A 26,516-nucleotide genomic window follows, 5' to 3' on the forward strand; every position below is an offset into this window, starting at 1 on the left:
GGGATGAATTTTGGTTAAGAAAGAAAAAGGAATGACTGGTAAACAAAAAGCAGCACTCCTGCTCATTTCCCTCGGTCCGGAAGTGTCGGCGGCGGTATATAAGCATTTGAGTGAGGATGAAATTGAGCGCCTAACACTTGAAATTTCAGGTGTCAAAAAAGTCGAATCTTCTATAAAAGAAGAGATTATCGAAGAGTTTCATAATATCGCATTAGCGCAGGATTATATCTCACAAGGTGGGATTGGCTATGCGAAAACGGTGCTTGAAAAAGCATTGGGTAAAGATCATGCACAAGCGATTATTAATCGTTTGACTTCATCTTTACAAGTAAGACCTTTTGACTTTGCTAGGCGTGCTGATCCATCTCAAATTTTGAATTTTATACAAAATGAGCATCCACAAACGATTGCGTTGATTTTGTCCTATTTAGAGGCAGAGCAGGCGGGAATGATTTTATCATCATTGCCGCAGGAAATGCAGGCGGATATTGCAAGAAGAATTGCGACGATGGACTCAACTTCACCAGAAGTCATCAGTGAAGTTGAAGCGGTTCTTGAACGCAAACTATCTTCAACAGTGACACAGGACTTTACAGAAACGGGTGGCGTCGATGCAGTAGTTGAAGTATTGAACGGCGTAGACCGAGCAACAGAGAAAACAATTCTCGATGCGCTTGAAATTCAAGACCCGGAGCTAGCAGAAGAGATTCGCAAGCGGATGTTCGTCTTCGAAGATATTGTCACATTGGATAATCGTTCGATTCAACGAATTGTTCGCGATTGTGAGAACGAAGACTTGATCCTATCACTAAAAGTTTCTAGTGAGGAAGTAAAAGAAGTGTTGTACCGCAATATGTCTCAGCGTATGGCAGAATCATTCCAGGAAGAGATGGACGTCATGGGACCTGTTCGTTTACGTGATGTAGAAGAAGCGCAAGCACGTATTGTAAGTATCATTAGAAGACTTGAAGATTCAGGTGAAATCATCATTGCGCGTGGCGGAGGAGATGATATCATTGTCTAATGTATTTCGTTCATTCAACATGTTATCCCAACAAGGGCAAATGAGAGAAATTTCAATCCGTAGTTTAACGATTCCGCAGGAGCTCGACGTAAAGGATGAACTAACATTAGAGGATGTACTTGCGGAACGTGACCGTCTGTTGAAAGCTGCGAAACATGAAATTGAGCAGGGAAAAGCGGAAATCGAACAGATGCGACAAATTGCGACCGAGGATATTTCAGCTATGCAGGAAGCTTGGCAGGATGAAAAAACAGTGCTGCAACAGCAGGCCTATGACGAAGGCTTCCAAGTCGGCTTTGAAGAAGGCCGTAACAAAGCATTAGCAGATATGGATAATGCTGTTCGAATTGCTAATGAAGCAACAGAACAATCTTATAAAAATGCGCAGCAATATTTGGATAGTCAAGAGCGAGTCATTCTTGAATTGGGTATGAGGACAGCAGAACGCATCATGGGTCAAGTGTTAGAGGAAGATGAAACGAATTATATTACAGTTGTAAAAAGGGCGCTCAAGGAAGCACGAGAAATGAAAGAGATTAAATTATATGTTTCTCTCAATTACTTTGAATTAGTTTCTGACAATCGTGCAGAGCTTGCAGCTATTTTTCCGCCAGATGTACCCTTTCTAATTTTTGCCAACGAAGAGTTTGAAGCGGCGCAGTGTTATATCGAAACCAATCATGGTCGAATTGTAGTTAGTATCGACGAACAGCTAAACGAATTAAGAGAAGGGCTCGTAGAAATCATGGAAGGCGGGGATTGACGATGAAAAAAGCGGAGGAACTAACCGACTTTATACCAAAAGTGAAGACTTTTAAAAAGTTTGGTCGTGTTGCCCGCGTTGTCGGTCTCATGATTGAGTCACAAGGTCCAGAGAGTTCTATCGGAGACGTCTGTCTGATCCATTTGAATACATCTAGTAAAGGTGATTCAATCATTAAGGCAGAGGTCGTAGGCTTTCGGGAAGAAGTTGTTATCCTTATGCCTTATATGAACGTTCGCGATATTTCAAGCGGTTGCCTCGTCGAAGGTACAGGTAAACCACTTGAAGTGAAGGTCGGTATGAATTTAATTGGGAAAGTACTCGATTCGATGGGCAATCCTATTGATAAAAGCCCACTACCCAAGGGACTGACGACTGTGCGAACAGAGCAAGATCCACCGAATGCATTAACGCGTCCACCCATTGATGAAAAACTAGCTGTAGGTGTTAAAGCAATTGACGGCATGCTGACGGTAGGTAATGGTCAACGTGTGGGGATTTTTGCGGGGTCGGGTGTCGGGAAAAGTACCTTACTAGGCATGATTGCACGTAATACAACCGCAGATATCAATGTTATCGCGCTTATCGGAGAACGAGGTCGTGAAGTTCGTGAATTCATCGAACGCGATCTTGGGCCAGAGGGCATGAAAAAGACCATTGTCGTTGCGGCAACTTCAGATCAACCTGCCCTCATGCGTATTAAGGGCGCGTACACGGCGACTGCAATTGCTGAGTATTTTAGGGACAAAGGAATGAACGTCATGCTCATGATGGACTCTGTCACCCGAATTGCCATGGCGCAGCGTGAAATTGGACTAGCTGTTGGAGAGCCACCAGCAACCCGTGGATATACACCTTCAGTCTTTGCAATACTCCCTAAAATACTAGAACGTACTGGGACAAATGAACACGGCGCGATTACAGCGTTCTATACCGTTCTCGTCGATGGCGATGATATGAATGAGCCGATTGCCGATGCGGTCCGCGGAATCTTAGATGGTCATATTGTCTTAGACCGGACGCTAGCAAATAAGGGGCAATATCCTGCCATTAATGTTTTGAAAAGTGTCAGTCGGTTAATGAACCATATTGCCGACCCCGAACATGTAAAAGCAGCTGAAAGATTACGCGATTTATATTATACGTACAATAAATCCGAAGATCTTATTAATATAGGGGCTTATAAACGAGGGACATCAAAAGAAATCGATCAGGCTATTGAATACGAACCGCTGATTACAAATTTTTTGAAGCAAGGCTTTAGAGATAATATTTCAATGGCCGATAGTATAGAAGAACTAATAGCACTCGGAATTGGAGGCGGTGTATCGTGAAGGCCTACCAATATCGCTTTGAAAAAGTGTTGATGTACCGTGAACAAGAAAAAACAGAAACTGAAATCGAGTATAAAGAAGCCGTTCAGGCATTCGAAATTGTTGCAACTCAGCTATATGACCTACTGAAAAAGAAGGAAGACACGCTTGTAGAACAAGAGGGAAAAATGGAAATTGGTTTTTCTGTCAATGAAATTCATCACTATGTTCGCTTCCTTGAAAGCCTTGAAAAAAGGATTGCGGTGACGCAACAGCAGGTCATGCAAGCTCGTTCAAAAATGACTTGGTTCGAGGACAAGTTGCTTGAAAGAACGCTTGAAGTGCGCAAGTTTGAGAAAATGAAAGAAAAAGATCATGAAAATCATCGTACTGAAATGGAACAGCTGGAAGCCATCCAGCTTGATGAATTAGCAACGTTGAAGTTCCGTAGAAGAGAAAACGGGTGGTAATGTGACGAAAAAGGCGAAAGAAATAAATTCAATACCCGAAGAGACAAGTAAAAAATCAGCTGGGGTATTCCAAATCCTGTTACTTTGGATATTCATCCCATTGCTCTTTGTCTCAGCTGTCCTACTTATCCTTGCAAAGTTTGCAGATATTAATGTATTTGACAAAGCAAAAGAGTGGACTGAAACGCTTCCTTTCGTAAGTGAGAAAAAAGAGGAAGATGTAGGAATAGGTAATCTTGTCTTGGAAGAACGCGTTGTGTCGTTACAAGCGGAAATCAAGGAAAAAGAAGCCGAACTATTTAATCTACAAAGTGATTTTGATAAATCGGCCGATGAGCAGGATAAGTTACTAATTGAACAGCAAAGGCTAATCGATGAAATTGCCCGACTGACTAACGAACAGGATGATACAAAAAAAGAATTCAAAAGTATCATTACAACTTATGAGCAAATGTCTGCAAAATCGGTAGCGCCAGTCATTACAGAAATGGCAGATACGGAAGCCATTCGTATTTTAGCAAGCTTAAAACCGGATACATTAGCTGCTGTGCTTGAGAAGATGGCACCTGAGGATGCGGCAAAGTATACGACCTTAATGACAGGTGAACAATAGCGTATTATCTGATTTTAGTAGAAAACCCTGGCTGAAATCAGATAAAGCCTCCGGCGGATGTCAGGGATTTTGAAAGGAGTGAATTGAGCAAGCTCAATTCAAAATCCCGACGCAATTACGCCAAGGCGTAATTGATTGACTCAAACATGAAGGGAGGTGAAAGAGTGAATATCGCAGCACTACAAGCAATGGTTGGGCAGAATCTACAAACTCTATCGAATGGAGTGCAAAGTGGTCAAGCAGCAACCGGAACGTTTGGTTCAGTTTTTGGTAGTATTGTTGCAGCTGAAACAGCAGTAATAGTACCAATTCAACAGCAGTCAGCTGATCAGGTTACTGAAGAGTCCATACTAGCTATTTTTAATGCACAGTCAGTTGAAGAACTGGAGGCTGCTTTAAAAGAGCTAGGTGGTGATGGAGTATTATCCTCCATGACCAATGTAGGCAGCCTAGAAGAGTTGGCAAGTTTGTTAAACATCGAGCCAAAGCAATTGATGGAAGGTATCTTATCTTTGTTGGAGAAGGCGGGACTTAGTCAAGAGGATCTATCGGAATTGGCCGACTCAACTGATTTTTGGAGCGTATTGAATGCTATTGATAAAGTAGCACCACAGTTTTTTGGTCAATTATCTGATGAGCTGGCAGGCAAGGGAGAACTTTCAAAGCAGCAGGCAGTTGACTTGTTAACATTATTGAAAACAGTCGCGTTAGTTGCACCTAAAACAGACTTATTATTGAAACAGGAGCAGCAGGTTTTCTCATTGCAAAGTACTCTTGTAGCAGCAGCCGGACAATTTGAAGAAACACTTACTACTAACAATTCTACTAAGTTGGACATGCTGCAGCTAATGGAATCGAAGTCTACCGTCCGATTGGTCATCCAAACAAATCAGGGGCAATCACAGGCAGATGATGAGGTGGCTAACAAAAATGCTGAACCATCCCAGCAAGTTTCAGGAAATGCAGCTAACGTAGCAATGCCTAAAGGCGAATTTACGATTACAGAGGCAGAAAATCGTAACAATGCTGCACGTAACGAGGCGTTAGTCCGTGAAATGCAGAATGTCTTCAAACGTGCTAATTTTGGTCAAATAGGTGGCACAAATCGCCTGCTGATTAAATTATATCCAGAACATCTTGGACAAGTACGTATTGAATTGCTACAAGTGAACGGTATTATGACCGCGAGAATTCTTGCATCCACAGCATTAGGGAAAGAAATGCTTGATAGTCAGCTGAATCAGCTTCGACAAGCGTTCCTACAGCAAAACTTGCCGGTAGAACGGATCGACGTTTCCCAAACATTGCAAGATACAGCAAGAAATGATCGCGAGCAAGCCTTTAATCAGCAATTTAAAAATGATGGTCAAGAAAATGACGGTCAGCGAGAGCAATCCGATGAGGAACAATTAACATTCGAAGAATATATGATTGAGTTGGAGGTGTAACAATGGCAATTGAAGGCCAAAAACCGATTACGGGAAATGATTATCTTATCAACAGACAGCGAGATGAGCGTAAAACAGGTGATGGAACGTTAGGTAAAGACGATTTCATGAAGCTATTGATTGCTCAATTGCAAAACCAAGACCCAACAAATCCGATGAAGGATAATGAGTTTATTGCACAAATGGCGCAGTTTTCAGCACTTGAACAAACGATGAACCTGTCCAAGTCATTCGAAAAGTTCGCTGAAGCACAAACGCAAGCACAAATGATTCAGTATACGAGTTTTGTTGGTAAAAACGTCAAATGGCATGAGTTAAAGCTAGATGAACAAGGCAATCCCATTAAAGGCGAAGATGGTAAGCTAGAAGTTGAAGAAGGTACGAATCAAATTGTGTCTATCAAGTATGAAAACGGCGACGTCAAGTTCATCTTAGACAATGACAAAGAGATAACACCAGGAAATATCTCAGAAGTGAAGACAGCAGGATCAGGCGAAACGAATAGCCTTGTTGAAGCGAGTATGCTAATCGGTAAGACGGTAGGCTATATGGACGGCGAGGAAGAAAAAACAGGTAAAGTGATTTCAGTTTCAAATAAAGGTGGAAAACTGGAGTACATCTTAGAAGGTGATATCCGCATTGAGGGTAAAAACTTCACTTCAATAAGTGCATAACTTAAGAACGGAGCGATTGTATGGACAAACTGAATTTCCATCGCATTCCATCGCAACCGCTTATTCGCCCGGGTCAATCGCAAGTAGTAGCACCTAGCCCGAAGCAGTCATTTATCGAGCATTTAAACAATGCACTACAGCCCGCAACGCTTAAAATAAGCAAACATGCAGCTGACAGGTTAATGGAACGCAATATCCACATATCAGATGCCGAATGGGCACGTGTGACGGATATGGTGAATGAGGCAAAATCAAAAGGAATAAAAGAGTCGCTTGTTTTGATGGACCAAGCAGCACTGATTGTGAGTGCAAAGAATTCAACGGTTATTACAGCGATGGATCGCACAGAAGCAAAAAATCAATTATTTACGAACATCGACGGCACAATCGTGCTCAGCTAACATTTTGGCAGGACCGTAAAGGATGCCAACGAGCCGCGGACTGATTGAAGCGGCTACACTCAAAACCGAGAGGGGAAAATTATTTTATGTTACGCTCAATGTACTCAGGTATCTCAGGTCTACGAAACTTTCAAACAAAACTAGACGTTATCGGGAACAATATTGCCAACGTTAATACTTATGGATTTAAAAAAGGTAGAACGATTTTTAAGGATTTGATTTCGCAGACAGTTGCGGGGGCATCAGCCGGTAATGAGACACGCGGTGGGGTCAATCCAAAACAAGTAGGCCTTGGGTCGCAAATAGCAGCTATAGATACGCTTCACACAGGTGGGTCAACACAGTTTACAGGTAACACATTGGATTTGGCGATTGCTGGAGATGGATTCTTTCAAGTTGCGGACGGAGTTGGTGTAGACGGGGCAGGAGTTGGAACATTCACAAATATACTCTATACAAGAGCTGGGAATTTTTATATGGATAGTGATGGCTATTTGGTGAACGGGGATGGAAAGTTTTTGGTTGGGGAAGGTATCGGATGGGATGGAACACCAGAGGGGGTAGGAACTGATTATCCCCTTGCCGCGGCTGTAACTAGTACTTACGATCCGACAGATCCAGCTACCTCAAATCTCGATACTAATGAGGATGGGATTCCAGATGACCTTCCAACTGATGGAGGAGGGGCTTATACACCAATACGAATCCCCAAAAATGCCCAATCAATGAGCGTTGGACAGGATGGAACCGTTACGTTTGTTGATGCAGGCGGGGCACTTAGATGGGCTGGTCAATTGACAATGGCGAAATTCTCGAACCCGGGTGGTCTTGATAAGGTTGGAGGGAATTATTTCCAACAATCAGGGAACTCTGGTGTTCCATTAATACAAGTAGGTACTAAAGAAGGAATGGGGAAAGTTGAATCAGGCTTCCTAGAAATGTCCAACGTCGACCTTGCTGAAGAATTCACAGAAATGATCGTTGCACAACGTGGTTTCCAAGCGAATACACGTATCATCACAACATCTGATGAAATCCTGCAAGAGCTTGTTAACTTGAAACGATAACTAGATTAGTTGAATAGATGAATATCAAAAGTAACTAAGCGAAGGTGCCTTTAAAGGGGTAGCCGAAGCCATAAGACTAGTGGCGAAGCTACTTGGCTTATGGCGGGAGGCATCCCCTAGCGCCGAAGCGGATTCAATGGTATTCTTTATTTCAAAATATAACAATTAAACTACCATAGCTGTCACTAGAAAAGGAGGGTCGGGCCGGCTCTTGAAGCCCGGCCCCTTACATATGATTCAGGTTACACGTTTGAATGGCAGTACGTTCACCTTGAACGCACTGTACATAGAGAAGATTGAGTCGTTCCCTGATACGACCATCACGCTTACAACAGGCTCCAAATATGTAGTCCTCGATAAGGCTGATCTTGTTAACAGCCGGATTATCGAATTTTACAAATCGGTTCAGTTGTTATCAAATCCGTTTATCCGAGGTGAAGAAGATGAAGAATAAAGCATTGACAATATCGCTTATCATTCTAGTATGTATTACACTAATTGGTATCGTTGCACTCATACTCGTTATGCAGTTGAACAAAGCTGATGCCGGGGCAAAAGAACCGACAATTGAAGAGATTATTGAAAACTCGGTTGATATCGAGGAAATTACAACAAATTTAGTGGGTAAACAATTTATTCGTATCTCTTTAAAAATCCAAACAGATAATGTAAAAGCGGCGGATGAATTGGCGAAAAGAGATTTTCAAGTGAAAAATATTTTGATCCAAGAACTATCTGAAATGACGCCACAGGATTTAGAAGGTAAAGCCGGTAAACAGGCATTAGAAGATTCGATAAAATCACAATTGAACCCACTTATGCAACAGGGGGAAATTCAAAAAGTCTATATCGTCTCACACATCATTCAATAACTAGATTAGCTTAAATCAATTTCGGAATTCCCTTTTTTAGTAAAAATCTGAGTGGTTATATGATTATTTGTTCAATTGTTCGAAAGTATTAAGTTCTACCCTCGTTGATTGGGAGCGTAAGGCGGCGACTCCGGCGGGAACAGCGCGAGCTGAAGACCCCCGCAAGAAGGCAGTCTAAAGACGCCACGTCCTGTGGCAACGGACTGCATGACCCACTTCGTGTGGGCCCAAGCCGTGCCCGCGGAAAGCGTCCGCCTGAAGTGGAAATCAACCTCTTTCAGATTTTAAGACTTATTGTTCTATTATGAAAGCATGAACCCTAATGCAAGGAGGTGACCATATGGCCGGCGATATTTTATCCCAAAATGAGATAGATGCACTTCTGTCCGCGTTATCGACAGGTGAAATGTCTGCAGAAGACATGAAAAAAGATGATGAACCCCGGAAGGTTAAGGTGTATGATTTTAAACGTGCCCTGCGATTTTCCAAAGATCAGATTCGGAGCTTAACACGAATCCATGAAAACTTTGCGCGACTGTTAACAACCTATTTTTCAGCGCAGCTACGGACATACGTTCAGATTAATGTCGCATCGGTCGACCAAATTCCGTTCGAGGAATTCATACGGTCGATTCCTAATATGACACTGATTAATATTTTCGAAGTACCACCACTGGATGGTAACATCCTGATGGAGGTTAACCCGAATATTGCTTACTCGATGCTCGACCGCCTTATGGGAGGAATCGGAACAAGTCCGGGGAAAGCGGATAACTTAACTGAAATTGAAACGAAAATCATGACCAACTTATTTGAAAGGTCCTTTGATAACTTACGCGAGGCGTGGTCCAGTATTATCGATATTGATCCATTCCTAACAGAGATGGAAGTCAATCCACAGTTTCTTCAAATGATATCGCCAAACGAAACAGTAGTCGTTATTTCGTTTAATATTATGATTGGTGAATCGAGTGGAATGATTAATATTTGTATTCCACACGTTGTGCTAGAGCCAATTGTTCCTAATTTGTCGGTCCGCTATTGGATGCAGTCAAATAAGAAAGAACCGACACCAGAACAAAGTGTTGTGCTTGAAAAGCGCTTGAAGAAAGCACCCTTACCTGTCGTTGCTGAGCTTGGGCACGGTCAGTTGACGATTGAAGACTTCTTGTACTTACAACTTGGAGATGTCATTCCACTTGATCGTAAAATTGATGCTCCGCTCGTCGTAAAAGTTGGCGATATACCAAAGTTCACAGCGCAACCAGGACATTTAGGAAACAGAATGGCTGTGCAAATAATTGACACAATGATAGGAGGGGATGAAGATGATGAGTGATAATATCCTTTCGCAGGAAGAAATCGAAGCGTTACTGCGAGGTGAGCCTGTTGAGGCTGAAGATTCCACCGTCTCGTCCACCGAGGAAATGGTGACATCTGATTATTTGGATGAGTTAGAGCAGGATACATTGGGTGAAATTGGTAATATTTCCTTCGGAAGTTCAGCAACGGCATTGTCTGGTTTGCTTGGCCAAAAAGTTGATATTACAACACCGACAATTTCAGTTGTGCATAAAGAAGAGTTGGAAACTGAATTCACCCATCCCTATGTAGCTGTTAAGGTGGAGTATACAGAAGGTTTAAGTGGCGTGAACTTATTTGTTATTAAGCAAAGTGACGCAGCTATTATTGCGGACCTCATGCTTGGTGGAGATGGAACAGAGCCGGATATGAATCTCGGGGAAATCCATCTAAGTGCTGTACAAGAAGCGATGAATCAAATGATGGGTTCTGCGGCTACTTCTATGTCGACGATGTTCAATACAAAAGTAGACATATCCCCACCAGCTATTGATTTATTAGATATAGAATCTGATCGGGGAAGAGAATTAATCCCGCAGGATGAGTTATCTATTAAAGTGTCATTCGCACTAAAAGTAGGCGAGCTCATTGATTCTAATATTATGCAGTTATTTCCATTAACGTTTGGTAAAAACTTAGTCAATACTTTAATTAGTGGAGGGGCAGAGGAAGAAACTGCAGCCGTCGCTGAAATGGCACCGCCAGTTGCACCGACGCAGCCAACTATGCAACAATCAGTACAACAACCGGCTACGCAACAGCCTGCTTATGATAATATGCAACAGCAATATGCACAACCGGCACCACAGCAACAAATGCGTACGCAGCAACCACAAGTAAATGTTCAACAAGCACAGTTTGCTAGCTTTGAAAGCCCTTCGTTGAATCCTTCTGAAACGAATAATTTGAATATGCTTCTTGATATTCCGTTACAAGTGACTGTTGAACTAGGGAGAACAAAACGTTCTGTTAAGGAAATTTTAGAAATGTCTAGTGGTTCAATTATTGAACTAGACAAGCTTGCAGGTGAGCCAGTTGATATACTTGTTAATAACCGCCATATTGCCAAAGGTGAGGTGGTTGTCATTGATGAGAACTTCGGCGTTCGTATCACTGATATTGTAAGCCAAGTAGATCGTTTAAATAATTTAAGATAATATCGGGAGGTAATTGGGAATGAGTAGACGTATTTTAATAGTGGATGACGCGGCGTTTATGCGTATGATGATCAAAGATATTTTGACAAAAAATAATTTCGAAGTAGTCGGTGAAGCTGCAGATGGCGCACAGGCTGTTGATAAGTATGATGAATTAAAGCCAGACCTTGTCACAATGGATATTACAATGCCTGAGATGGATGGAATTGCTGCACTAAAAGCGATTAAAGAAAAACATCCTTCAGCAACAATTATTATGTGTTCTGCAATGGGGCAACAAGCAATGGTTATTGACGCGATTCAAGCTGGTGCAAAAGACTTTATTGTTAAACCTTTCCAGGCAGATCGCGTGATTGAAGCTATTGAAAAAGCTTTAGGATAATTGACGATGATAGTAGCAACTGCACAAAAATATTTGACAGCATTCCTTTTGGCAATTCTTCTCGTGCCACAACTCTTTATTATGCCTGTCCAAGCACAGGATGATCCGAATAAATCCGTATCGGATTACTGGGACACGGATAAGGAAAGTAATCCAGATAATGAAAGTGATGCAGATAAAATAAATCTTGACATTGACGCCAATGAGCCAATTGCCGACCCGGTATCTGAAGGGGAGTCAGTTGGTTCGTCGGCGGGTGACTACATAAAAGTAATGGCAGCATTACTATTCATTGTTGGCCTATTATACGGATTATTAAAATTGGTCAATCGGAAAAATCGCCTATACGATAAAAATCGTTTCATGAAAAATATGGGTGGAATTTCACTTGGGCAACATAAATCCATTCAGCTCATTATTATCGGAGATTCGTACTATTTAGTAGGAGTTGGGGATGATATTCGTCTGTTGAAAGAAATTACAGACCCTGCTGAGATTGACAAACTCGTCGAATTTTATACAGGTGACGATATGGAATTACCAGTGGGCATGCTGAGTCGATTACTCGGTAAGCTACCCGGTGTATCGACGAAGGACTCAACAACTCAAACGAAGGGGTCAACTGATTTTGGTGATCTATTCAAAACTAAACTCGATGAGGTGAAAGAGGAGAGGAAACGGCATATGAGCCGCTTGACAGAAAAGGAGCGAAACGAAGATGAATGATTTCGTTCAGTTTTTTTCAGACAGTGATGCGGCAAACGTATCGACATCTATTAAAATGATGCTCCTTTTGACAGTCTTATCGCTTGCACCAGCCATTCTTATTTTAATGACTTCCTTTGCGCGCATTGTCATTGTTCTATCATTTGTTAGAACGGCTCTGGCGACACAGCAAATGCCGCCGAACCAAGTAATTGTCGGACTAGCCCTCTTTTTAACTTTTTTCATCATGGCCCCGACATTTCAACAAGTCAATGAACAAGCGCTAACACCGTTATTTGCAGATGAAATAACACTTGAAGAAGCTTATGAAAATGCAAGTATGCCTTTGAAAGAGTTTATGAGCAAACATACGAGACAAAAGGATTTGGAATTATTTTTGCGCTACAACCAGGCAGAAGTTCCTGAATCACTTGAAGATTTACCGCTGACGATGCTAGTGCCAGCATTTGCGCTCAGTGAAATTAAGACAGCATTCCAAATGGGTTTCATGATTTTCATTCCGTTTTTAGTTATTGATATGATTGTTGCGAGTATCCTAATGTCTATGGGGATGATGATGTTACCACCGGTTATGATCTCATTACCATTCAAAATTTTGTTATTTGTACTTGTGGATGGTTGGTATCTCATTATTAAATCATTGCTACAAAGCTTCTAGGAGGGGTTAAAATGACAATGGAAACAATTATAGGCTTGGCGGAGAGCGCAGTCTGGGTTATCTTGTTGACATCAGGCCCCCTCCTTATCATTGCACTAGGAACGGGTTTGTCCGTCAGTATTTTCCAGGCAACGACACAAATCCAGGAACAAACGCTTGCCTTTGTTCCTAAAATTGTGGCTGTACTAGTAGGGATTGTTTTATTTGGCCCGTGGATGTTAACGAAGGTAACGACATTCGCAGGTGATATTTTTGAAAATCTTATCAGGTATATCGGGTGATTAAATGGAAGAGTTAATCCCTTCACTCGCGGCATATTTACTTATTTTAACGCGAGTCACCGCGTTTTTTGTGACAGTCCCTTTGTTCTCATATCGTTCAATACCAACAACGCAACGAATTATTTTTGGTGCTTTAATCGCATGGACACTTGTCTACTCGATTGATGTACCTGTGTTAGAAATAGATGGAACGTTTATCTTGCTGGTCGTCAAAGAAGCGGTAACAGGTTTGGCGATTGGGATCATTGCATTCATTATTATGGCAGCAATTCAAGTTGCAGGGGGCTTTATCGACTTTCAAATGGGATTCGCCATTGCGAACGTTATTGACCCACAAACGGGAGCGCAATCACCGCTACTCGGTCAGTTTTTCAACTCACTTGCTATTCTTTTATTACTTGCATTGAATGGCCATCATATGTTGTTAGACGGTATTTTTTATAGCTATCAATTCATTCCAATGGATCAGCTATGGCCCGCTTTAGGTGAAGAACGTTTGGTGGATTTTGTTGTGAGGACATTCGCAAACTCGTTTTTAATTGCCTTTCAAATGTCGATTCCAATTGTTGCGACGCTATTCCTTGTCGATTTAGCACTGGGGATTACAGCTAGGGCAGTGCCGCAAATGAATATTTTCGTCATCGGTTTCCCTATCAAAATCGGCGTCAGCTTTTTGGTGTTAACGATTATGATGGGTGTTATGGTGCAGATGATGAAAAAATTATTCGAAGTGATGATCATTGCAATGAGGGACTTGATGATACTTATTGGAGGTGGCTAACATGATGTTACGGTTGGATCTGCAGTTCTTTGCAGGGGAAAAGACCGAAAAAGCCACTCCGAAAAAACGTCAAGATTCTCGAAAAAAAGGCCAGGTATTAAAAAGCCAGGATGTAACAAGTGCAATTGTTCTCCTCACTGTGTTTCTTTTTTTGTTTTTTATTGCGGGATTCATGAGAGACCGTTTTTTTATATTTTTCAAACAGGCATTTATTGAATATGTCCCACTCGCTCACCTCGATGCAGATAAGGCGATGCTCATTTATGCTGAAATGCTTGTTCAAATGGCCTTTATTTTATTGCCTATTATGCTCGCAGCAGTAGTTGCTGGCTTGGCAGGAAATTTATTTCAAATTGGTTTATTGTTTACGACAGAGCCATTAAAATTCGATTTAAAGAAAATTGACCCGATTAAAGGGCTTAAACGCATTTTTTCTATGAGAGCAATTATTGAATTAATGAAATCGGTATTAAAAATTTCATTTATCGGTGGGACAACGGTACTTATTCTCATGTCGAATATTGACAAAGTACTTGCACTGGCATTCAAAAATCCTTGGGATGTGATGACGACCGTTGCGCAGCTAGCCGCACTTATGGGAATTACTGCAGCGTTCGTTCTGTTATTCATTTCAATATTGGATTTTTTCTATCAAAAATATGACTATGAAAAAAATCTCCGAATGTCCAAACAGGATATTAAGGATGAACATAAGAACTCTGAGGGAGATCCCATCATTAAATCTCGGATTAAACAACGTCAGCGTGAGATGGCAATGCGACGCATGATGCAGGAAGTTCCACACGCGGATGTTGTCATTACAAACCCAACACATTACGCAATCGCTTTAAAGTACGAGGATGACAATATGGATGCGCCGATAGTCGTCGCAAAGGGTGTCGATTTCGTAGCTCAAAAGATAAAAATGATTGCTAAAGAGCATGAAATTGTCATGGTTGAAAATCGACCCTTGGCAAGAGCAATGTATGATGATGTTGAGATTGGGGGACGTATCCCTGAAGAATTTTTTAAAGCGGTGGCAGAAATATTGGCGTATGTCTACCGTATACAACGAAAAATCTGATTTGAAGAAAGTAGGGATGACATGAAATTTAGAGATATAGGCGTGCTCGCAGCGGTTATTATGATTGTCGCGATGCTTGTCATCCCGCTCCCAACTTGGCTCCTGAGCTTCCTGATTATTATCAATATTACACTTGGTTTAATGGTTTTACTGACATCTATGAATATGAAGGAAGCATTGGAATTCTCTATATTCCCAACGCTTGTACTCCTGCTAACGCTATTTCGATTAGGATTGAACGTTTCCACAACAAGAGCAATCCTATCGAATGGTGATGCGGGTGGTGTTGTTGAAACGTTCGGGACATTCGTAACGGGTGGAAACGTTGTCGTCGGTCTCGTTGTCTTTGCAATCCTCGTGCTAATCCAGTTCCTCGTTATTACAAAAGGAGCAGAGCGGGTATCAGAAGTTGCCGCTCGCTTTACGCTTGATGCGATGCCTGGTAAGCAAATGAGTATTGACGCCGACTTGAACGCAGGAATGATTTCCGAAATAGATGCACGTACACGTCGTGAAAAAGTAAGTAACGAAGCTGACTTCTACGGTGCGATGGATGGAGCAACGAAATTTGTTAAAGGGGATGCCATTGCCGGTATCATCATCGTCATCATTAACTTGCTTGTCGGAATGATTATCGGAGTTGTCCAAATGGGACTACCTTTCGGAGAAGCGGCTTTACTCTTCTCACAGTTGACAGTAGGTGACGGAATCGTTTCTCAAATTCCAGCTCTTCTTATTTCAACAGCAACAGGGATTGTCGTTACACGAGCAACGTCTGAAGGAAACCTTGGTTCGGATATTACCAAACAGCTTCTTGGACAACCAAAGCTATTATATGTGGGTGCTGCGACGGTCTTATTACTCGGACTTGCCACTCCTATCAATGATATGTTGACAATTCCGGTTGCGGTGGCACTTGCCATAGGCGCTTTCATGATGTCACGCAATCTAGAAGAGGATCCTAAGGAAATGCTTGAAATGGAAGAAGAAACTGAAACGGAAGGTATGAAAAGCCCCGAGAATGTCGTCAACCTCCTTAATGTCGATCCTATCGAATTTGAATTTGGCTACGGACTCATTCCACTCGTCGATGCGACGCAAGGTGGGGATCTTCTTGATCGGGTCGTCATGATACGAAGGCAGCTGGCGATTGAATTAGGACTTGTTATTCCAGTTGTTCGTATTCGAGATAATATTCAATTACAGCCAAATGAGTACAGAATCAAAATAAAGGGAAGTGAGTTAGCAAGGGGAGAACTTCTTCTTGACCACTATCTCGCCATGAGCCCTGGTGGTGATGACTCAATCGAAGGAATTGATACAATTGAGCCGTCATTTGGTCTACCTGCTAAATGGATAGCGGAGGATGTTAAAGAAGATGCAGAAATCCTTGGGTATACAGTTGTCGATCCGCCAAGTGTTGTGTCGACACATTTAACGGAAGTGATTCGTGCAAATGCGGCAGATTTGATTGGGCGCCAGGAAACAAAGCAACTTGTCGATCATGTGCGTGAGACATTCCCAATTCTCGTGGACGAGTTGACACCGACTCCATTGTCAATTGGAGAAATCCAAAAAGTATTGGCAAAATTGTTGAACGAACATGTGTCGGTTCGAAATTTACCAATTATCTTTGAAACACTTGCGGATTATTCGAAATATACATCAGATATAGATGTATTGACGGAGTATGTCAGACAAGCGCTTGCAAGGCAAATTACCAATCAGTATGCAGCGTCTGGTCAGTCACTTAAAGTGCTAACGGTGTCTGGTAAAATCGAGAAAATGATTGCGGATAATATTCAGCAAACCGAGCAAGGAAACTATTTGTCAATCGACCCTGGTCATTCGCAAGAAATTCTTGAATCGATAGCGGGTGAAGTAGAACGTGTGGCGTTGATGGATCAATCACCGGTCGTTCTATGTTCACCAGCAATCCGAATGTATTTGAGACAAATAACAGAGCGGTATTTCCCTCAAATTCCAGTATTGTCTTATAATGAACTTGAAGCATCGATTGAAGTTCAAAGCGTCGGGGTGGTGGATATCTGATGAAAATGAAAAAATATAGTGCAGAAACAATGGTCGAGGCTATGAAAAAAGTACGTGCCGATTTTGGTGAGGATGCCATTATTCTTAGTTCAACTGTTGTCAATTCGAAAGGGTTTCTTGGCTTTTTTAAAAAGAAATCAGTAGAAGTTGTTGCAGGCTTTGATGAACCGGCTCCAAAAATGGAAGAACCGGTTCTTCCGTTTAGTTCGCCACCTATTGTCAGTGTCGATAAAACTTCAGTGGAATTGAAGAAAGAAATGAACGAAATGAAAAAAATGTTAGAAAATATGCAGCAATCAGCCAGTCATTCCCGTCTACCTGATGAGTTGAAGCCATTGTTGATGCATCTTGAAAAGCAGAGCTTATCTTCAAGTCTCATCACACAAATTGGTGAAGAAATTTATAATCGGATGAAAGCAGAGAAGAAAGATTTCACACATGAAGAGCAACTACTGATGACGAAGCAGTTTTTAGAAAGAGAAATCGGTAACTTGCCGTTTGGAGGCATCTCCTTCAACAAGAAATTCATAAATGTACTCGGCCCTACTGGTGTTGGGAAAACAACGACTATTGCGAAAATTGCTGCAAGAGCTCTTTTAGAAAATAAAAAGAAAATCGGATTTATAACAACGGATACTTACCGAATCGCAGCGATTGAACAGCTTCGTACATATGCGAACTTATTGCAAGCACCGGTAGAGGTAGCCTATAACAGTGAGGATTTCGAAAAAGCAATTGCAAATCTTGCTGACCGTGATGTCATCTTTATTGATACAGCAGGTCGAAACTATAAGGAAGTAAAATTTGTAGAGGATTTGACAAGGCTCATTGACTTTTCATTAGATATGGAATCGTTCCTCGTCCTTTCTATGACGTCAAAAGAACAAGATATGAAAATAATTATTGAACAGTTCAATCAGTTTGCGGTCGAAAAGTTTATTTTCACGAAAATGGATGAAACAAGCTCAATTGGACCACTGTTTAATTTGATGAAAGACTATCAAATTGGCACTGCTTATTATACAGATGGTCAAGAAGTACCTGAGGATATTACAGAAGCGGCCAGCGAAAAGTTGATTTCTTTACTGCTGAAGGGTGCCTATGATGCGTGATCAGGCAGAAACACTAAGACTCAGAATGTTAAAGTCCAAAGGGGAGCTTTCCAGATCCATTGCCATCGTTAGTGGAAAAGGCGGTGTTGGAAAATCCAATTTTTCAACAAATTTCGCCCATGCACTTCTTGCAAAGGGTAAAAGGGTTATTATCGTTGATATGGATATCGGAATGGGCAATATTCATATCCTTCTTGGGATGGCGCCACGTTATAGTTTGAAAGATTACTTGCTTGGTCAGGAACAACTGTTTGAAATCATTAACGAGACCCCAGAAGGCCTGCACTTCATCTCTGGTGGCTCCGGTCTTGAGAATGTATTGGAATGGTCAAAGGATATGTTTGACCTTTTAATTCAGGCCTTTGAGTTTTTACAACAAAGATATGACTTCATTTTATTTGATATGGGAGCAGGAGCGACACAACGTTCGATTGAATTGATTGTTGCAGTCGATGAAATCATCGTCATATCAACGACAGAGCCAACCTCTATAACAGATGCTTACTCTATGATGAAGTTTATCTGTTTACAAGACCCCGATAAAAAGTTGCATATGGTCAGCAACCGCGTTTCGAGGGATGAAGAAGAAAATGAAGCTGTCGTCCGACTCCAGTATGCCATGCGAAAGTTTTTGGGGAAGCAGACGACAATTCTTGGTTTTCTTCCGGAAGATCCGGTTGTTCATAAGGCAGTTGTTGCACAAAAACCATTTTTACTTCTATTTCCGAGTGCACCTATTTCTAAGCGGATGAAAATCATCGCAGAAAATTTTGTTGGAGCAAGTTTGGATGAAGTGTCCAAACAAGGAGAAGGATTCCTCGGGAAATTGAGAAGCATATTTACGAAAGGACGTGGATGATTTGGGTACAGGCAATCGAAAGAAAGCGCTTGTTGTGGATGATTCGGCGTTTATGCGTAAGCTTATTTCAGATTTTCTTTCAGGTCATCCCAATATTGAGGTAATCGGAACTGCGCGCAATGGAAAAGAAGCTGTTGAAAAAGTACAAACATTAAAACCAGATGTTGTCACAATGGATGTTGAGATGCCTATCATGAACGGGCTTGAAGCGCTGAAGGAGATTATGGATAAACATCCAGTCCCTATTGTTATGCTTTCCAGTACGACTAAAATAGGTGCAGAAAATACGATTCTTGCTATGGAGTATGGTGCTGTTGACTTTGTTGCGAAGCCAGGCGGTGCAATTTCCTTAAATCTTCATGAGGTGCAGGGAGAGATAGTAGAAAAAGTCATTGCTGCCTTAGGGGTTCGAATGTCGACACTTACACAAAAGATGCCTAGTCAGCGATTGTCGACATCCATTGTACCGAAAGTCGCAAGTAAACCAGTGGAATCGCCCTCATCAGAGAGCTTGTCACGCCCGGTGACGAGTAGGCCGAAGATTAAGATTTCCAAAATAGGTAAGATGTTTGTTATAATAGGCACATCGACAGGGGGACCACGGGCACTACAAGAAGTTTTAACAGGGCTGCCTGCGTCGATTGGCGTTCCAATCCTTATAGTTCAGCATATGCCGCCAGGATTCACAAAATCTCTCGCGGATAGGTTGGATGGTCTTTGCAGCATTCATGTGAAAGAAGCAGAAGATGGTGAACTCCTCGAAAATGGAACGGCGTATATTGCGCCAGGGGGAAAGCATCTAAAGATGAAAAAGAGCGGCATGAACTATTTTGTTAAGTTGGATGCCGTCGATCCACCTCGTATGGGGCACCGTCCATCCGTTGATGTCCTTCTCGAATCAGCGGCAGAAAACGCGGATGTGAACTATCTGACAGTCATTATGACAGGGATGGGCTATGACGGGAAAGTTGGGATGGAAGTGCTACGCCGAAACGGTCGAACAGTGACAATTGCTGAGTCGGCAAAGACATCTGTCGTTTACGGTATGCCAAAAGCCGTCAAGGAAGCTGGACTTACCGATGAAGTGGTGGACTTGCACAATATATCAGAAACAATTATGGAAATCATAAAGTCTTAGAGGGGGCGTCACGATGGATACAAATCAATATTTAGAAATGTTCATTGATGAGAGTAAGGAACATCTTCAATCTTGTAACGAGCATTTGTTAGAACTGGAGAAAAACCCGCAAGATTTAGCTATTGTTAATGAAATATTCCGATCTGCGCATACGCTAAAAGGAATGTCTGCCACAATGGGCTATGAAGATATAGCCGACTTAACACATATGATGGAAAATGTTTTGGACGCAATTCGTAACTCGAAAATCCCTGTCACAACTGAAATTTTTGATGTTGTTCTTCAGGCAGTTGATTATCTGGAAGAGATGGTTATGGACATCGCATCCGGCGGTACAGGTAAAAAAGATGTTCGTGAGCTCGTAGATTCGCTGAATCGTATTGAGGCGGGCGGTGCAGTCATTACTGCTGCAGTTGTTGAAACAGCGGTAACTGTAACAGAAGAAAAAGTTGCGCTAAGCTATGACGATTATGAAATGACCGTCATTAGTCAATCATTTGAGCAAGGCTTTAATGCACTAGAAATAACTGTTGAATTACGGGAGGACTGTGTGCTAAAAGCAGCAAGGGTCTTCATGGTGTTTGGCATACTAGAAAAAGTCGGTGAAATTATCAAATCTGAGCCGAAGGTTGAACAACTTGAAAATGAGGAATTTGCTGAAACGTTTACCGTAGCGTTGATCACAAAAGAATCAGCAGATGTTTTGCGCGAGAAAGTGATGAAGGTATCAGAAGTGGAAGCTGTGACAGTTTCTGCACTAACAAATGATTATCTGCTGAATGGCAAGCGTGCTAAGGATGATGAGGCATTGAAGGCCATAGAAACCGCTGTCACTGTTCAACAAGGGACTGACGTGGGGAAAGAACCAGCTGATCAAAAAGGAAAACGAAATACTGGCGTACAATCGGGGAATAAGACAATTCGTGTCAATATTGATCGTCTCGATATTTTGATGAACCTATTCGAAGAGCTCGTCATTGATCGTGGAAGGCTCCAATCAATTGCAAGTGAGCTGCAAAATCCAGAATTAAACGAGACAGTTGAACGTATGACAAGGGTATCGGGTGATTTGCAAAGTATCATTTTGAATATGCGTATGATTCCAGTCGAAACAGTCTTCAATCGTTTCCCGAAAATGGTTCGACAGTTGGCACGCGACTTGGATAAGAAAGTGAATCTTGAAATCATTGGCGCTGAAACGGAATTAGACCGTACAGTCATTGATGAAATCGGTGATCCACTCGTTCACTTAATCCGTAATGCACTCGATCATGGAGTGGAGAGTCCAGCGGAGCGTCTTGCCAAAGGAAAGCCCGAAGAAGGTACAGTTACGCTACGTGCTTATCACTCAGGAAATCATGTATTCATAGAGCTTGAGGATGATGGATCCGGCGTAAGCCGTGAGCGTGTTGTTGCTAAAGCGATTGCAAATGGGATTGTTACGGAAGAAATTGCGAAAACAATGACGGATCGTCAAGTAGCAGAACTTATTTTAGCATCAGGCTTCTCAACAGCTGAGAAAATTTCAGATGTATCTGGACGTGGAGTTGGTTTGGATGTTGTGAAGAACACGATTGAATCACTTGGAGGTTATATCTCCATTGAGTCGACAGAAGGGCAAGGTTCTCTCTTCCAAGTTCAACTGCCTTTAACATTGTCTATTATTTCGGTAATGCTAGTAGAGCTAGAAAAAGAAGTGTATGCAATTCCACTATCGTCCATCATTGAAACGGCAATCATTCAGACATCAGATATTCTAAGTGCACATAATCAAAAAGTTATTGATTTCCGTGGTAATATCGTACCATTAGTCTACCTGAAAGAAATTTTCGAGATGCCAGGACATGATGAATCTGAGAGCTTCCAGTCAGTAGTAATCGTCCGTAAAGGTGAAAAACTAGCGGGATTAGTTGTCGATTCGTTCATCGGTCAACAAGAGATCGTTTTGAAATCCCTTGGTAATTACTTGCAAAGTGTTTTTGCAATATCGGGTGCAACAATTCTTGGAAATGGACAAGTTGCACTGATTGTTGATTGCAACTCATTGATCAAATAGGCGGGAGTGAAGAATTATGACTGAGATGCTTAATCAGGATGAAATGAAAGTTATTGTTTTCGAACTAATGGACAAAGAATATGCAATTAGTGTGGATGTTGTTCAGTCCATCGAGAAGATGCTGTCCATTTCACGAGTTCCGAAAACCCCGTCTTATGTAAAAGGGGTTCTCAATCTTAGAGGTGTGGTTACGCCAATCGTTGACTTACGCGCGCGGTTCGGTCTCGATACGAAAGAGATGGATGAGAGTACAAGAATTATTATTGTCACTTTAGAAGATTATGATGTCGGTCTGATTGTCGATGCAGCAAATGATGTACTCGACATTCCAGCAGAATCAATCGAACCGCAGCCAGAGGTCGTTGGTTCGATTGAGGTAGACTTTCTTTCAGGAGTAGCTAAAGTTGATAAACGACTGCTAGTCATGTTGAATTTGGATAAAGTGTTAGAACCAATTAAGAGGGTGACTTCAGATGACCTCTGAAAACCACATAACGGATATGCATCTTGATGTTCTAAAGGAGATTGGTAATATCGGTGCGGCACATGCTGCAACGTCATTGTCAGAGCTATTGGATCGCAAAATCGATATGCATGTACCGAATGTGAAGCTCGTATCATTTGATGAAATGTTTGATCTTGCAGGCGGGGCGGAAGCGATTGTAGCAGGTATTTTCCTTCGCATTGAGGGAGATTTATCAGGGAGCATGTTTTTCGTTCTGTCCCTAGAGTCAGCCAATCATTTCATCAGAAGGTTAATAGGTGACGAGACGTTCGATTTCGGAGCCTCTACCCTTCCTGATATAGGTGTGTCTGCTATGCAGGAGCTAGGTAATATTCTCTCTGGTTCTTATTTGTCTGCTTTATCCGATTTTACGGGTTTGAAAATCTATCCGACGGTACCTTCACTGAGTGTGGATATGGTAGGAGCCATCGTTAGTTTTGGGCTCATTGAAGTGTCCCATTTTAGCGATGAAGTGATTGTCATTGATACGCAGATTCGTGAAGAAGGAGAAACTGGCAGCACAAGTATTGATGGACACTTTTTCTTGCTTCCGGATCCTTCATCCTATATCACTATTTTTAAATCACTGGGTGTGATGTGAGATGATGGTCTTAAAAGAAGTTGTTCGAGTTGGTATTGCAGATATGAACGTAGTCAAAGCGCCAATGACAATTCGTACATCTGGGCTCGGTTCTTGTGTTGGAGTCATATTATATGATGAAACGAAGAAAATAGCAGGGTTGTTACATATTATGCTTCCAGATTCCACTCTAGGTAAATCAAGTCAGCTAAATGCAGCAAAGTTTGCAGATACTGGTATTTACGCGTTGATGGAAATGCTGAAAGTAGAAGGTGTCAGGCCGATGTCACTTAAGGCGAAAATAGCAGGTGGTGCTCAAATGTTTCAATTCGGCTCAAGTGATACGATTCGTATCGGCCCTCGAAATGTGGAAGCGGTAAAAGAGGAATTGAAGCGATTATCCATTCCTATCTTGGCGGAAGATACCGGTGGATCCAGTGGTCGTACGATTGAATTTGACCCGGTAACAGCGATTCTCAGTGTACGGACAGTTAACCAAGGAACAAAAGAACTTTAAGATGTTCAGGTTTTATTGTCTGATTGTGGGGAGTTCTAGACAAAACAAGTTGGCGGCTGATCGGTTCAGTCGCCTTTTTTCATGCTTATTTGCTATAATAGTAAGTAACTAGAATCATCTTGGAGAGTGAGGGATTCGATGTCGAAACAGGATTTGTTGGAGGAAGATACAAGTTGGGACCTGTGGATTCGTAATCGCGATCCTGAGGCGGGGGATATCCTTGTTCAAAGATATACTCCACTTGTCACTTACCACGTGCAGCGGATTAGCTCAGGATTACCGCGTAATGTTTCACGTGATGATATTATGAGCCTTGGACTTCATGGCTTATTCGATGCGTTGACAAAATTCGATCCGAGTCGAGATTTGAAATTCGACACATATGCTTCTTTCCGGATTCGCGGTACAATCATTGATGGCTTACGAAAAGAAGACTGGTTACCGCGTTCCTCAAGAGAAAGATCTAAAAAACTTGAAGAAGAAATTACAAAGCTTGAACAGAAACTACTACGTCATGCAACACCCGAAGAAATTGCCAGTCATATGGGAATGAGCGTCGATGATGTTTATCAAACCGTTCATGAACATTATTTTTCAAACATCTTATCCATAGATGAAAAAATTAATGATGATGACGATGAAGGATTGAAATCATTTGTGATCAAGGATCAGGAGACTAAAACGCCTGAACAACGCATGATGATGACCGAGCTAATTGGTGATTTGGTGACTAAAATTAATGAATTAAATAAAAATGAACAACTTGTACTGAATCTTTTCTATACAGAAGAAATGACGTTGACGGAAATTGGTGAGATTTTATCCTTATCTACTTCACGAATATCTCAAATTCACTCAAAAGCATTATTCAAACTTCGTAAGCTATTAGCATCTGAAATAGTAGATGGAGGGATTTTATGAGTTTAAAAGGGATTGAACTGCAAATTGCGATACCAAAGACCTTTGATGCGGGGAAACTTGCGGAGCAGAAGCATCAGCAGACACAAATGAACCAGGATCAGGCTACCGTCCGTATGGAACAGCAAATGATTAAAAATAGTGAAACAGTTTTGGAATCAGAGAAATATGCTAAAACGGATGCCGATGCCGATCAGCGTGAAAGAGAACGTGCTGAGGAAGAAGAACGGCAACGGCTACAAAAAGAAGAGGAGAGGAAGAACACGGTGCATCCTTACAAAGGCTCATTCGTTGATTTCTCAGGGTAAATAAAATGATTGTATGGATAGTTTTAGGTCTATTGTTTATTGTACAAGTCATTAGTTTTTATTTTTTGGCATTGCTGTATACAAAGGTGTCGAAGTTTGACGACCTTGAAAAGAAGCAACGTAAACTAATGATTGAAATGGATGATTCAATGGGTGCTTATTTATCGGAATTGAAAGATGAGAATGAACGATTAATTGAACGACTTCTCGAGCGTGATAGCAAGCCTCCTGCTAAAAAAGTAGTAAGTAGTGCTTTGAATATCAAACAAGAGCAACAGGCTACAGTAGAACACACTCAACCAGTGTTACGTGCTAGTAAGCCAACGATACCTGTAAATGTTGCGCTTAAGTCCTATAATGCCGTGACGACGAACCAGCAAGGACCAACTGCCGTAGTGGATGATGATCGCACACAAGCCATAAAATTATTTGACGCCGGACAATCCATCGAGGAAATTGCTAAGGCATTAGGTAAAGGCAAAACAGAAGTAGAACTCATTTTGAAATTCAGATGAATGAGGTTGCAAACATAAAAGTACTATGGTATATTAGCTAGTGGTATTACTACACACGTGCATGGACGTTAGAGAAGGTGCCGAAAGGTCGCTCTACCGGATGAAGCGCACGGAGGAATCTAACCAAACAGGAGGAAAAACAAATGTCAGTAATCTCAATGAAACAACTGCTTGAAGCAGGAGTACACTTCGGACACCAAACACGTCGTTGGAACCCGAAAATGAAGAAATTTATCTTCGTAGAACGTAACGGTATCTACATCATCGATTTACAAAAAACGGTGAAAAAACTTGAAGAAGCATATGCATTTATGCGTCAAGTTGGTGCTGATGGTGGAAAAGTCCTATTCGTAGGTACGAAAAAACAAGCACAAGAAGCAATCAAAGAAGAAGCTGAACGCGCTGGAATGTACTACATCAACCAACGCTGGCTCGGTGGAACGCTAACAAACTTCGGCACGATTCAAAAACGTGTTGCTCGTATGAAACAAATCGAGAAAATGGAAGAAGACGGTACATTCGACGTACTTCCTAAAAAAGAAGTTGGACAGCTTAAAAAAGAACACGAACGCCTAGTTAAATTCCTTGGCGGAATCCGTGATATGAAAGCAATTCCTGACGTTATGTTCGTGGTTGACCCACGCAAAGAACGTATCGCAGTAGCAGAAGCAATTAAATTAAACATTCCACTAGTCGGAATCGTTGATACAAACTGTGACCCAGACGAAATCGACTACATCATTCCAGCGAATGATGATGCGATTCGTGCAGTACGTCTTTTAACTGGTAAAATGGCTGACGCTTTGCTTGAATCAAGACAAGGTGAAGACGAAGAGACGACTGAAGAAGCAGTAGCTGCAGAGTAAAATCAGTAAACAAC

The 26,516-nt window shown here is 41.7% G+C and carries 31 protein-coding genes; all 31 read left to right on the forward strand.

The features are described 5' to 3' along the window. Positions 1 to 10: 10 nt before the first annotated feature. The 31 genes from fliG (at position 11) to rpsB (ending at position 26,502) form a co-directional block, all read left to right on the forward strand. Complete coding sequence (gene fliG, locus MKZ10_RS07770) at positions 11 to 1,024, forward strand: flagellar motor switch protein FliG (protein WP_342509461.1); 1,014 nt, start codon at positions 11 to 13, stop codon at positions 1,022 to 1,024. Then, complete coding sequence (gene fliH, locus MKZ10_RS07775) at positions 1,017 to 1,787, forward strand: flagellar assembly protein FliH (RefSeq protein ID WP_342509463.1); 771 nt, start codon at positions 1,017 to 1,019, stop codon at positions 1,785 to 1,787. The genes fliG and fliH overlap by 8 nt, the downstream gene beginning before the upstream one ends. Positions 1,788 to 1,789: 2 nt before the next feature. Then, complete coding sequence (gene fliI / locus MKZ10_RS07780) at positions 1,790 to 3,121, forward strand: flagellar protein export ATPase FliI (RefSeq protein ID WP_342510086.1); 1,332 nt, start codon at positions 1,790 to 1,792, stop codon at positions 3,119 to 3,121. Then, positions 3,118 to 3,570, forward strand: coding sequence for a flagellar export protein FliJ (gene fliJ, locus MKZ10_RS07785; RefSeq protein WP_342509465.1), 453 nt, complete (start codon positions 3,118 to 3,120; stop codon positions 3,568 to 3,570). Before fliI ends, fliJ begins: the two co-directional genes overlap by 4 nt. A gap of 1 nt (position 3,571) precedes the next feature. Then, on the forward strand, positions 3,572 to 4,183 hold the full coding sequence (locus MKZ10_RS07790) for a hypothetical protein (protein WP_342509467.1): 612 nt from the start codon (positions 3,572 to 3,574) through the stop codon (positions 4,181 to 4,183). Positions 4,184 to 4,347: 164 nt separating this feature from the next. Then, positions 4,348 to 5,631: a flagellar hook-length control protein FliK gene (locus MKZ10_RS07795; RefSeq protein WP_342509468.1), complete on the forward strand. Its 1,284-nt coding sequence runs from the start codon at positions 4,348 to 4,350 to the stop codon at positions 5,629 to 5,631. 2 nt (positions 5,632 to 5,633) lie between these two features. Then, on the forward strand, positions 5,634 to 6,305 hold the full coding sequence (gene flgD, locus MKZ10_RS07800; protein WP_342509470.1) for a flagellar hook assembly protein FlgD: 672 nt from the start codon (positions 5,634 to 5,636) through the stop codon (positions 6,303 to 6,305). Positions 6,306 to 6,325: 20 nt separating this feature from the next. Further along, the gene (locus MKZ10_RS07805; protein WP_342509471.1) at positions 6,326 to 6,706 is read left to right on the forward strand and encodes a TIGR02530 family flagellar biosynthesis protein; all 381 of its coding nucleotides are present in this window, start codon (positions 6,326 to 6,328) and stop codon (positions 6,704 to 6,706) included. Positions 6,707 to 6,792: 86 nt separating this feature from the next. Further along, positions 6,793 to 7,773, forward strand: coding sequence for a flagellar hook-basal body complex protein (locus MKZ10_RS07810; RefSeq protein WP_342509473.1), 981 nt, complete (start codon positions 6,793 to 6,795; stop codon positions 7,771 to 7,773). Between the two features lie 232 nt (positions 7,774 to 8,005). After that, complete coding sequence (locus MKZ10_RS07815; RefSeq protein WP_342509474.1) at positions 8,006 to 8,227, forward strand: flagellar FlbD family protein; 222 nt, start codon at positions 8,006 to 8,008, stop codon at positions 8,225 to 8,227. Next, on the forward strand, positions 8,217 to 8,645 hold the full coding sequence (fliL, locus tag MKZ10_RS07820; RefSeq protein ID WP_342509476.1) for a flagellar basal body-associated protein FliL: 429 nt from the start codon (positions 8,217 to 8,219) through the stop codon (positions 8,643 to 8,645). Before MKZ10_RS07815 ends, fliL begins: the two co-directional genes overlap by 11 nt. A gap of 340 nt (positions 8,646 to 8,985) precedes the next feature. Next, a complete protein-coding gene (fliM, locus tag MKZ10_RS07825) occupies positions 8,986 to 9,984 on the forward strand; it encodes a flagellar motor switch protein FliM (RefSeq protein WP_342509478.1) in 999 nt (332 codons plus the stop codon). After that, positions 9,977 to 11,164 (forward strand): flagellar motor switch phosphatase FliY, encoded by a 1,188-nt coding sequence (gene fliY, locus MKZ10_RS07830; protein ID WP_342510089.1) that lies wholly within the window; start codon positions 9,977 to 9,979, stop codon positions 11,162 to 11,164. The genes fliM and fliY overlap by 8 nt, the downstream gene beginning before the upstream one ends. A gap of 19 nt (positions 11,165 to 11,183) precedes the next feature. Then, positions 11,184 to 11,546, forward strand: a complete 363-nt coding sequence (locus MKZ10_RS07835; protein ID WP_342509480.1) for a response regulator — start codon at positions 11,184 to 11,186, stop codon at positions 11,544 to 11,546. A gap of 6 nt (positions 11,547 to 11,552) precedes the next feature. Next, positions 11,553 to 12,272: a flagellar biosynthetic protein FliO gene (locus MKZ10_RS07840; protein ID WP_342509483.1), complete on the forward strand. Its 720-nt coding sequence runs from the start codon at positions 11,553 to 11,555 to the stop codon at positions 12,270 to 12,272. After that, on the forward strand, positions 12,265 to 12,930 hold the full coding sequence (fliP, locus tag MKZ10_RS07845) for a flagellar type III secretion system pore protein FliP (RefSeq protein WP_342509485.1): 666 nt from the start codon (positions 12,265 to 12,267) through the stop codon (positions 12,928 to 12,930). Before MKZ10_RS07840 ends, fliP begins: the two co-directional genes overlap by 8 nt. 11 nt (positions 12,931 to 12,941) lie before the next feature. Continuing rightward, positions 12,942 to 13,211, forward strand: a complete 270-nt coding sequence (gene fliQ, locus MKZ10_RS07850) for a flagellar biosynthesis protein FliQ (protein ID WP_342509487.1) — start codon at positions 12,942 to 12,944, stop codon at positions 13,209 to 13,211. 4 nt (positions 13,212 to 13,215) lie between these two features. Beyond that, entirely contained in the window at positions 13,216 to 13,992 is a 777-nt protein-coding gene (gene fliR, locus MKZ10_RS07855; RefSeq protein ID WP_342509490.1) for a flagellar biosynthetic protein FliR, read from the forward strand. A 1-nt stretch (position 13,993) separates the two neighbouring features. Then, positions 13,994 to 15,076 (forward strand): flagellar biosynthesis protein FlhB, encoded by a 1,083-nt coding sequence (flhB, locus tag MKZ10_RS07860; protein WP_342509493.1) that lies wholly within the window; start codon positions 13,994 to 13,996, stop codon positions 15,074 to 15,076. A 21-nt stretch (positions 15,077 to 15,097) separates the two neighbouring features. Next, on the forward strand, positions 15,098 to 17,128 hold the full coding sequence (gene flhA, locus MKZ10_RS07865; RefSeq protein WP_342509495.1) for a flagellar biosynthesis protein FlhA: 2,031 nt from the start codon (positions 15,098 to 15,100) through the stop codon (positions 17,126 to 17,128). Next, positions 17,128 to 18,240 carry a flagellar biosynthesis protein FlhF gene (gene flhF, locus MKZ10_RS07870; RefSeq protein WP_342509498.1) on the forward strand — a complete coding sequence of 371 codons (1,113 nt, stop codon included), beginning with the start codon at positions 17,128 to 17,130 and terminating at the stop codon, positions 18,238 to 18,240. Before flhA ends, flhF begins: the two co-directional genes overlap by 1 nt. After that, positions 18,230 to 19,099 carry a MinD/ParA family protein gene (locus MKZ10_RS07875; RefSeq protein ID WP_342509500.1) on the forward strand — a complete coding sequence of 290 codons (870 nt, stop codon included), beginning with the start codon at positions 18,230 to 18,232 and terminating at the stop codon, positions 19,097 to 19,099. The genes flhF and MKZ10_RS07875 overlap by 11 nt, the downstream gene beginning before the upstream one ends. A gap of 1 nt (position 19,100) precedes the next feature. Next, the gene (locus MKZ10_RS07880) at positions 19,101 to 20,237 is read left to right on the forward strand and encodes a chemotaxis response regulator protein-glutamate methylesterase (protein WP_342509502.1); all 1,137 of its coding nucleotides are present in this window, start codon (positions 19,101 to 19,103) and stop codon (positions 20,235 to 20,237) included. A 13-nt stretch (positions 20,238 to 20,250) separates the two neighbouring features. Next, positions 20,251 to 22,293 carry a chemotaxis protein CheA gene (locus tag MKZ10_RS07885; protein ID WP_342509503.1) on the forward strand — a complete coding sequence of 681 codons (2,043 nt, stop codon included), beginning with the start codon at positions 20,251 to 20,253 and terminating at the stop codon, positions 22,291 to 22,293. A 16-nt stretch (positions 22,294 to 22,309) separates the two neighbouring features. Then, positions 22,310 to 22,777, forward strand: a complete 468-nt coding sequence (locus tag MKZ10_RS07890) for a chemotaxis protein CheW (protein ID WP_342509505.1) — start codon at positions 22,310 to 22,312, stop codon at positions 22,775 to 22,777. Beyond that, positions 22,767 to 23,399 (forward strand): chemotaxis protein CheC, encoded by a 633-nt coding sequence (locus MKZ10_RS07895; protein ID WP_342509507.1) that lies wholly within the window; start codon positions 22,767 to 22,769, stop codon positions 23,397 to 23,399. The genes MKZ10_RS07890 and MKZ10_RS07895 overlap by 11 nt, the downstream gene beginning before the upstream one ends. 1 nt (position 23,400) lies before the next feature. Beyond that, positions 23,401 to 23,895, forward strand: coding sequence for a chemotaxis protein CheD (locus tag MKZ10_RS07900; protein ID WP_342509510.1), 495 nt, complete (start codon positions 23,401 to 23,403; stop codon positions 23,893 to 23,895). 138 nt (positions 23,896 to 24,033) lie between these two features. Beyond that, the gene (locus MKZ10_RS07905; RefSeq protein WP_342509512.1) at positions 24,034 to 24,816 is read left to right on the forward strand and encodes a FliA/WhiG family RNA polymerase sigma factor; all 783 of its coding nucleotides are present in this window, start codon (positions 24,034 to 24,036) and stop codon (positions 24,814 to 24,816) included. Beyond that, a complete protein-coding gene (locus tag MKZ10_RS07910) occupies positions 24,813 to 25,121 on the forward strand; it encodes an RNA polymerase subunit sigma (protein WP_342509514.1) in 309 nt (102 codons plus the stop codon). Before MKZ10_RS07905 ends, MKZ10_RS07910 begins: the two co-directional genes overlap by 4 nt. A gap of 5 nt (positions 25,122 to 25,126) precedes the next feature. Then, a complete protein-coding gene (locus MKZ10_RS07915; RefSeq protein ID WP_342509516.1) occupies positions 25,127 to 25,636 on the forward strand; it encodes a hypothetical protein in 510 nt (169 codons plus the stop codon). 143 nt (positions 25,637 to 25,779) lie between these two features. Continuing rightward, a complete protein-coding gene (rpsB, locus tag MKZ10_RS07920; protein WP_342509518.1) occupies positions 25,780 to 26,502 on the forward strand; it encodes a 30S ribosomal protein S2 in 723 nt (240 codons plus the stop codon). Positions 26,503 to 26,516: the final 14 nt, after the last annotated feature.

Origin of the sequence: Sporosarcina sp. FSL K6-2383, from assembly GCF_038618305.1 — a bacterium.
In the GTDB taxonomy this organism is placed as follows: Bacteria; Bacillota; Bacilli; order Bacillales_A; family Planococcaceae; genus Sporosarcina.

What these genes read in the sequence shown, in the direction of transcription:
- MKZ10_RS07890 (WP_342509505.1), top strand. Translation starts at nt 22,310, where the DNA reads ATGACTGAGATGCTTAATCAGGATGAAATGAAAGTTATTGTTTTCGAA.
- fliI (WP_342510086.1), top strand. Translation starts at nt 1,790, where the DNA reads ATGAAAAAAGCGGAGGAACTAACCGACTTTATACCAAAAGTGAAGACT.
- MKZ10_RS07905 (WP_342509512.1), top strand. Translation starts at nt 24,034, where the DNA reads ATGTCGAAACAGGATTTGTTGGAGGAAGATACAAGTTGGGACCTGTGG.
- MKZ10_RS07915 (WP_342509516.1), top strand. Translation starts at nt 25,127, where the DNA reads ATGATTGTATGGATAGTTTTAGGTCTATTGTTTATTGTACAAGTCATT.
- MKZ10_RS07895 (WP_342509507.1), top strand. Translation starts at nt 22,767, where the DNA reads ATGACCTCTGAAAACCACATAACGGATATGCATCTTGATGTTCTAAAG.
- fliY (WP_342510089.1), top strand. Translation starts at nt 9,977, where the DNA reads ATGAGTGATAATATCCTTTCGCAGGAAGAAATCGAAGCGTTACTGCGA.
- fliQ (WP_342509487.1), top strand. Translation starts at nt 12,942, where the DNA reads ATGACAATGGAAACAATTATAGGCTTGGCGGAGAGCGCAGTCTGGGTT.
- flhB (WP_342509493.1), top strand. Translation starts at nt 13,994, where the DNA reads ATGATGTTACGGTTGGATCTGCAGTTCTTTGCAGGGGAAAAGACCGAA.
- MKZ10_RS07810 (WP_342509473.1), top strand. Translation starts at nt 6,793, where the DNA reads ATGTTACGCTCAATGTACTCAGGTATCTCAGGTCTACGAAACTTTCAA.
- fliM (WP_342509478.1), top strand. Translation starts at nt 8,986, where the DNA reads ATGGCCGGCGATATTTTATCCCAAAATGAGATAGATGCACTTCTGTCC.
- MKZ10_RS07885 (WP_342509503.1), top strand. Translation starts at nt 20,251, where the DNA reads ATGGATACAAATCAATATTTAGAAATGTTCATTGATGAGAGTAAGGAA.
- rpsB (WP_342509518.1), top strand. Translation starts at nt 25,780, where the DNA reads ATGTCAGTAATCTCAATGAAACAACTGCTTGAAGCAGGAGTACACTTC.
- flgD (WP_342509470.1), top strand. Translation starts at nt 5,634, where the DNA reads ATGGCAATTGAAGGCCAAAAACCGATTACGGGAAATGATTATCTTATC.
- MKZ10_RS07815 (WP_342509474.1), top strand. Translation starts at nt 8,006, where the DNA reads ATGATTCAGGTTACACGTTTGAATGGCAGTACGTTCACCTTGAACGCA.
- MKZ10_RS07805 (WP_342509471.1), top strand. Translation starts at nt 6,326, where the DNA reads ATGGACAAACTGAATTTCCATCGCATTCCATCGCAACCGCTTATTCGC.
- flhA (WP_342509495.1), top strand. Translation starts at nt 15,098, where the DNA reads ATGAAATTTAGAGATATAGGCGTGCTCGCAGCGGTTATTATGATTGTC.
- fliL (WP_342509476.1), top strand. Translation starts at nt 8,217, where the DNA reads ATGAAGAATAAAGCATTGACAATATCGCTTATCATTCTAGTATGTATT.
- MKZ10_RS07835 (WP_342509480.1), top strand. Translation starts at nt 11,184, where the DNA reads ATGAGTAGACGTATTTTAATAGTGGATGACGCGGCGTTTATGCGTATG.
- MKZ10_RS07875 (WP_342509500.1), top strand. Translation starts at nt 18,230, where the DNA reads ATGATGCGTGATCAGGCAGAAACACTAAGACTCAGAATGTTAAAGTCC.
- MKZ10_RS07900 (WP_342509510.1), top strand. Translation starts at nt 23,401, where the DNA reads ATGATGGTCTTAAAAGAAGTTGTTCGAGTTGGTATTGCAGATATGAAC.
- flhF (WP_342509498.1), top strand. Translation starts at nt 17,128, where the DNA reads ATGAAAATGAAAAAATATAGTGCAGAAACAATGGTCGAGGCTATGAAA.
- fliR (WP_342509490.1), top strand. Translation starts at nt 13,216, where the DNA reads ATGGAAGAGTTAATCCCTTCACTCGCGGCATATTTACTTATTTTAACG.
- MKZ10_RS07910 (WP_342509514.1), top strand. Translation starts at nt 24,813, where the DNA reads ATGAGTTTAAAAGGGATTGAACTGCAAATTGCGATACCAAAGACCTTT.
- MKZ10_RS07840 (WP_342509483.1), top strand. Translation starts at nt 11,553, where the DNA reads ATGATAGTAGCAACTGCACAAAAATATTTGACAGCATTCCTTTTGGCA.
- fliP (WP_342509485.1), top strand. Translation starts at nt 12,265, where the DNA reads ATGAATGATTTCGTTCAGTTTTTTTCAGACAGTGATGCGGCAAACGTA.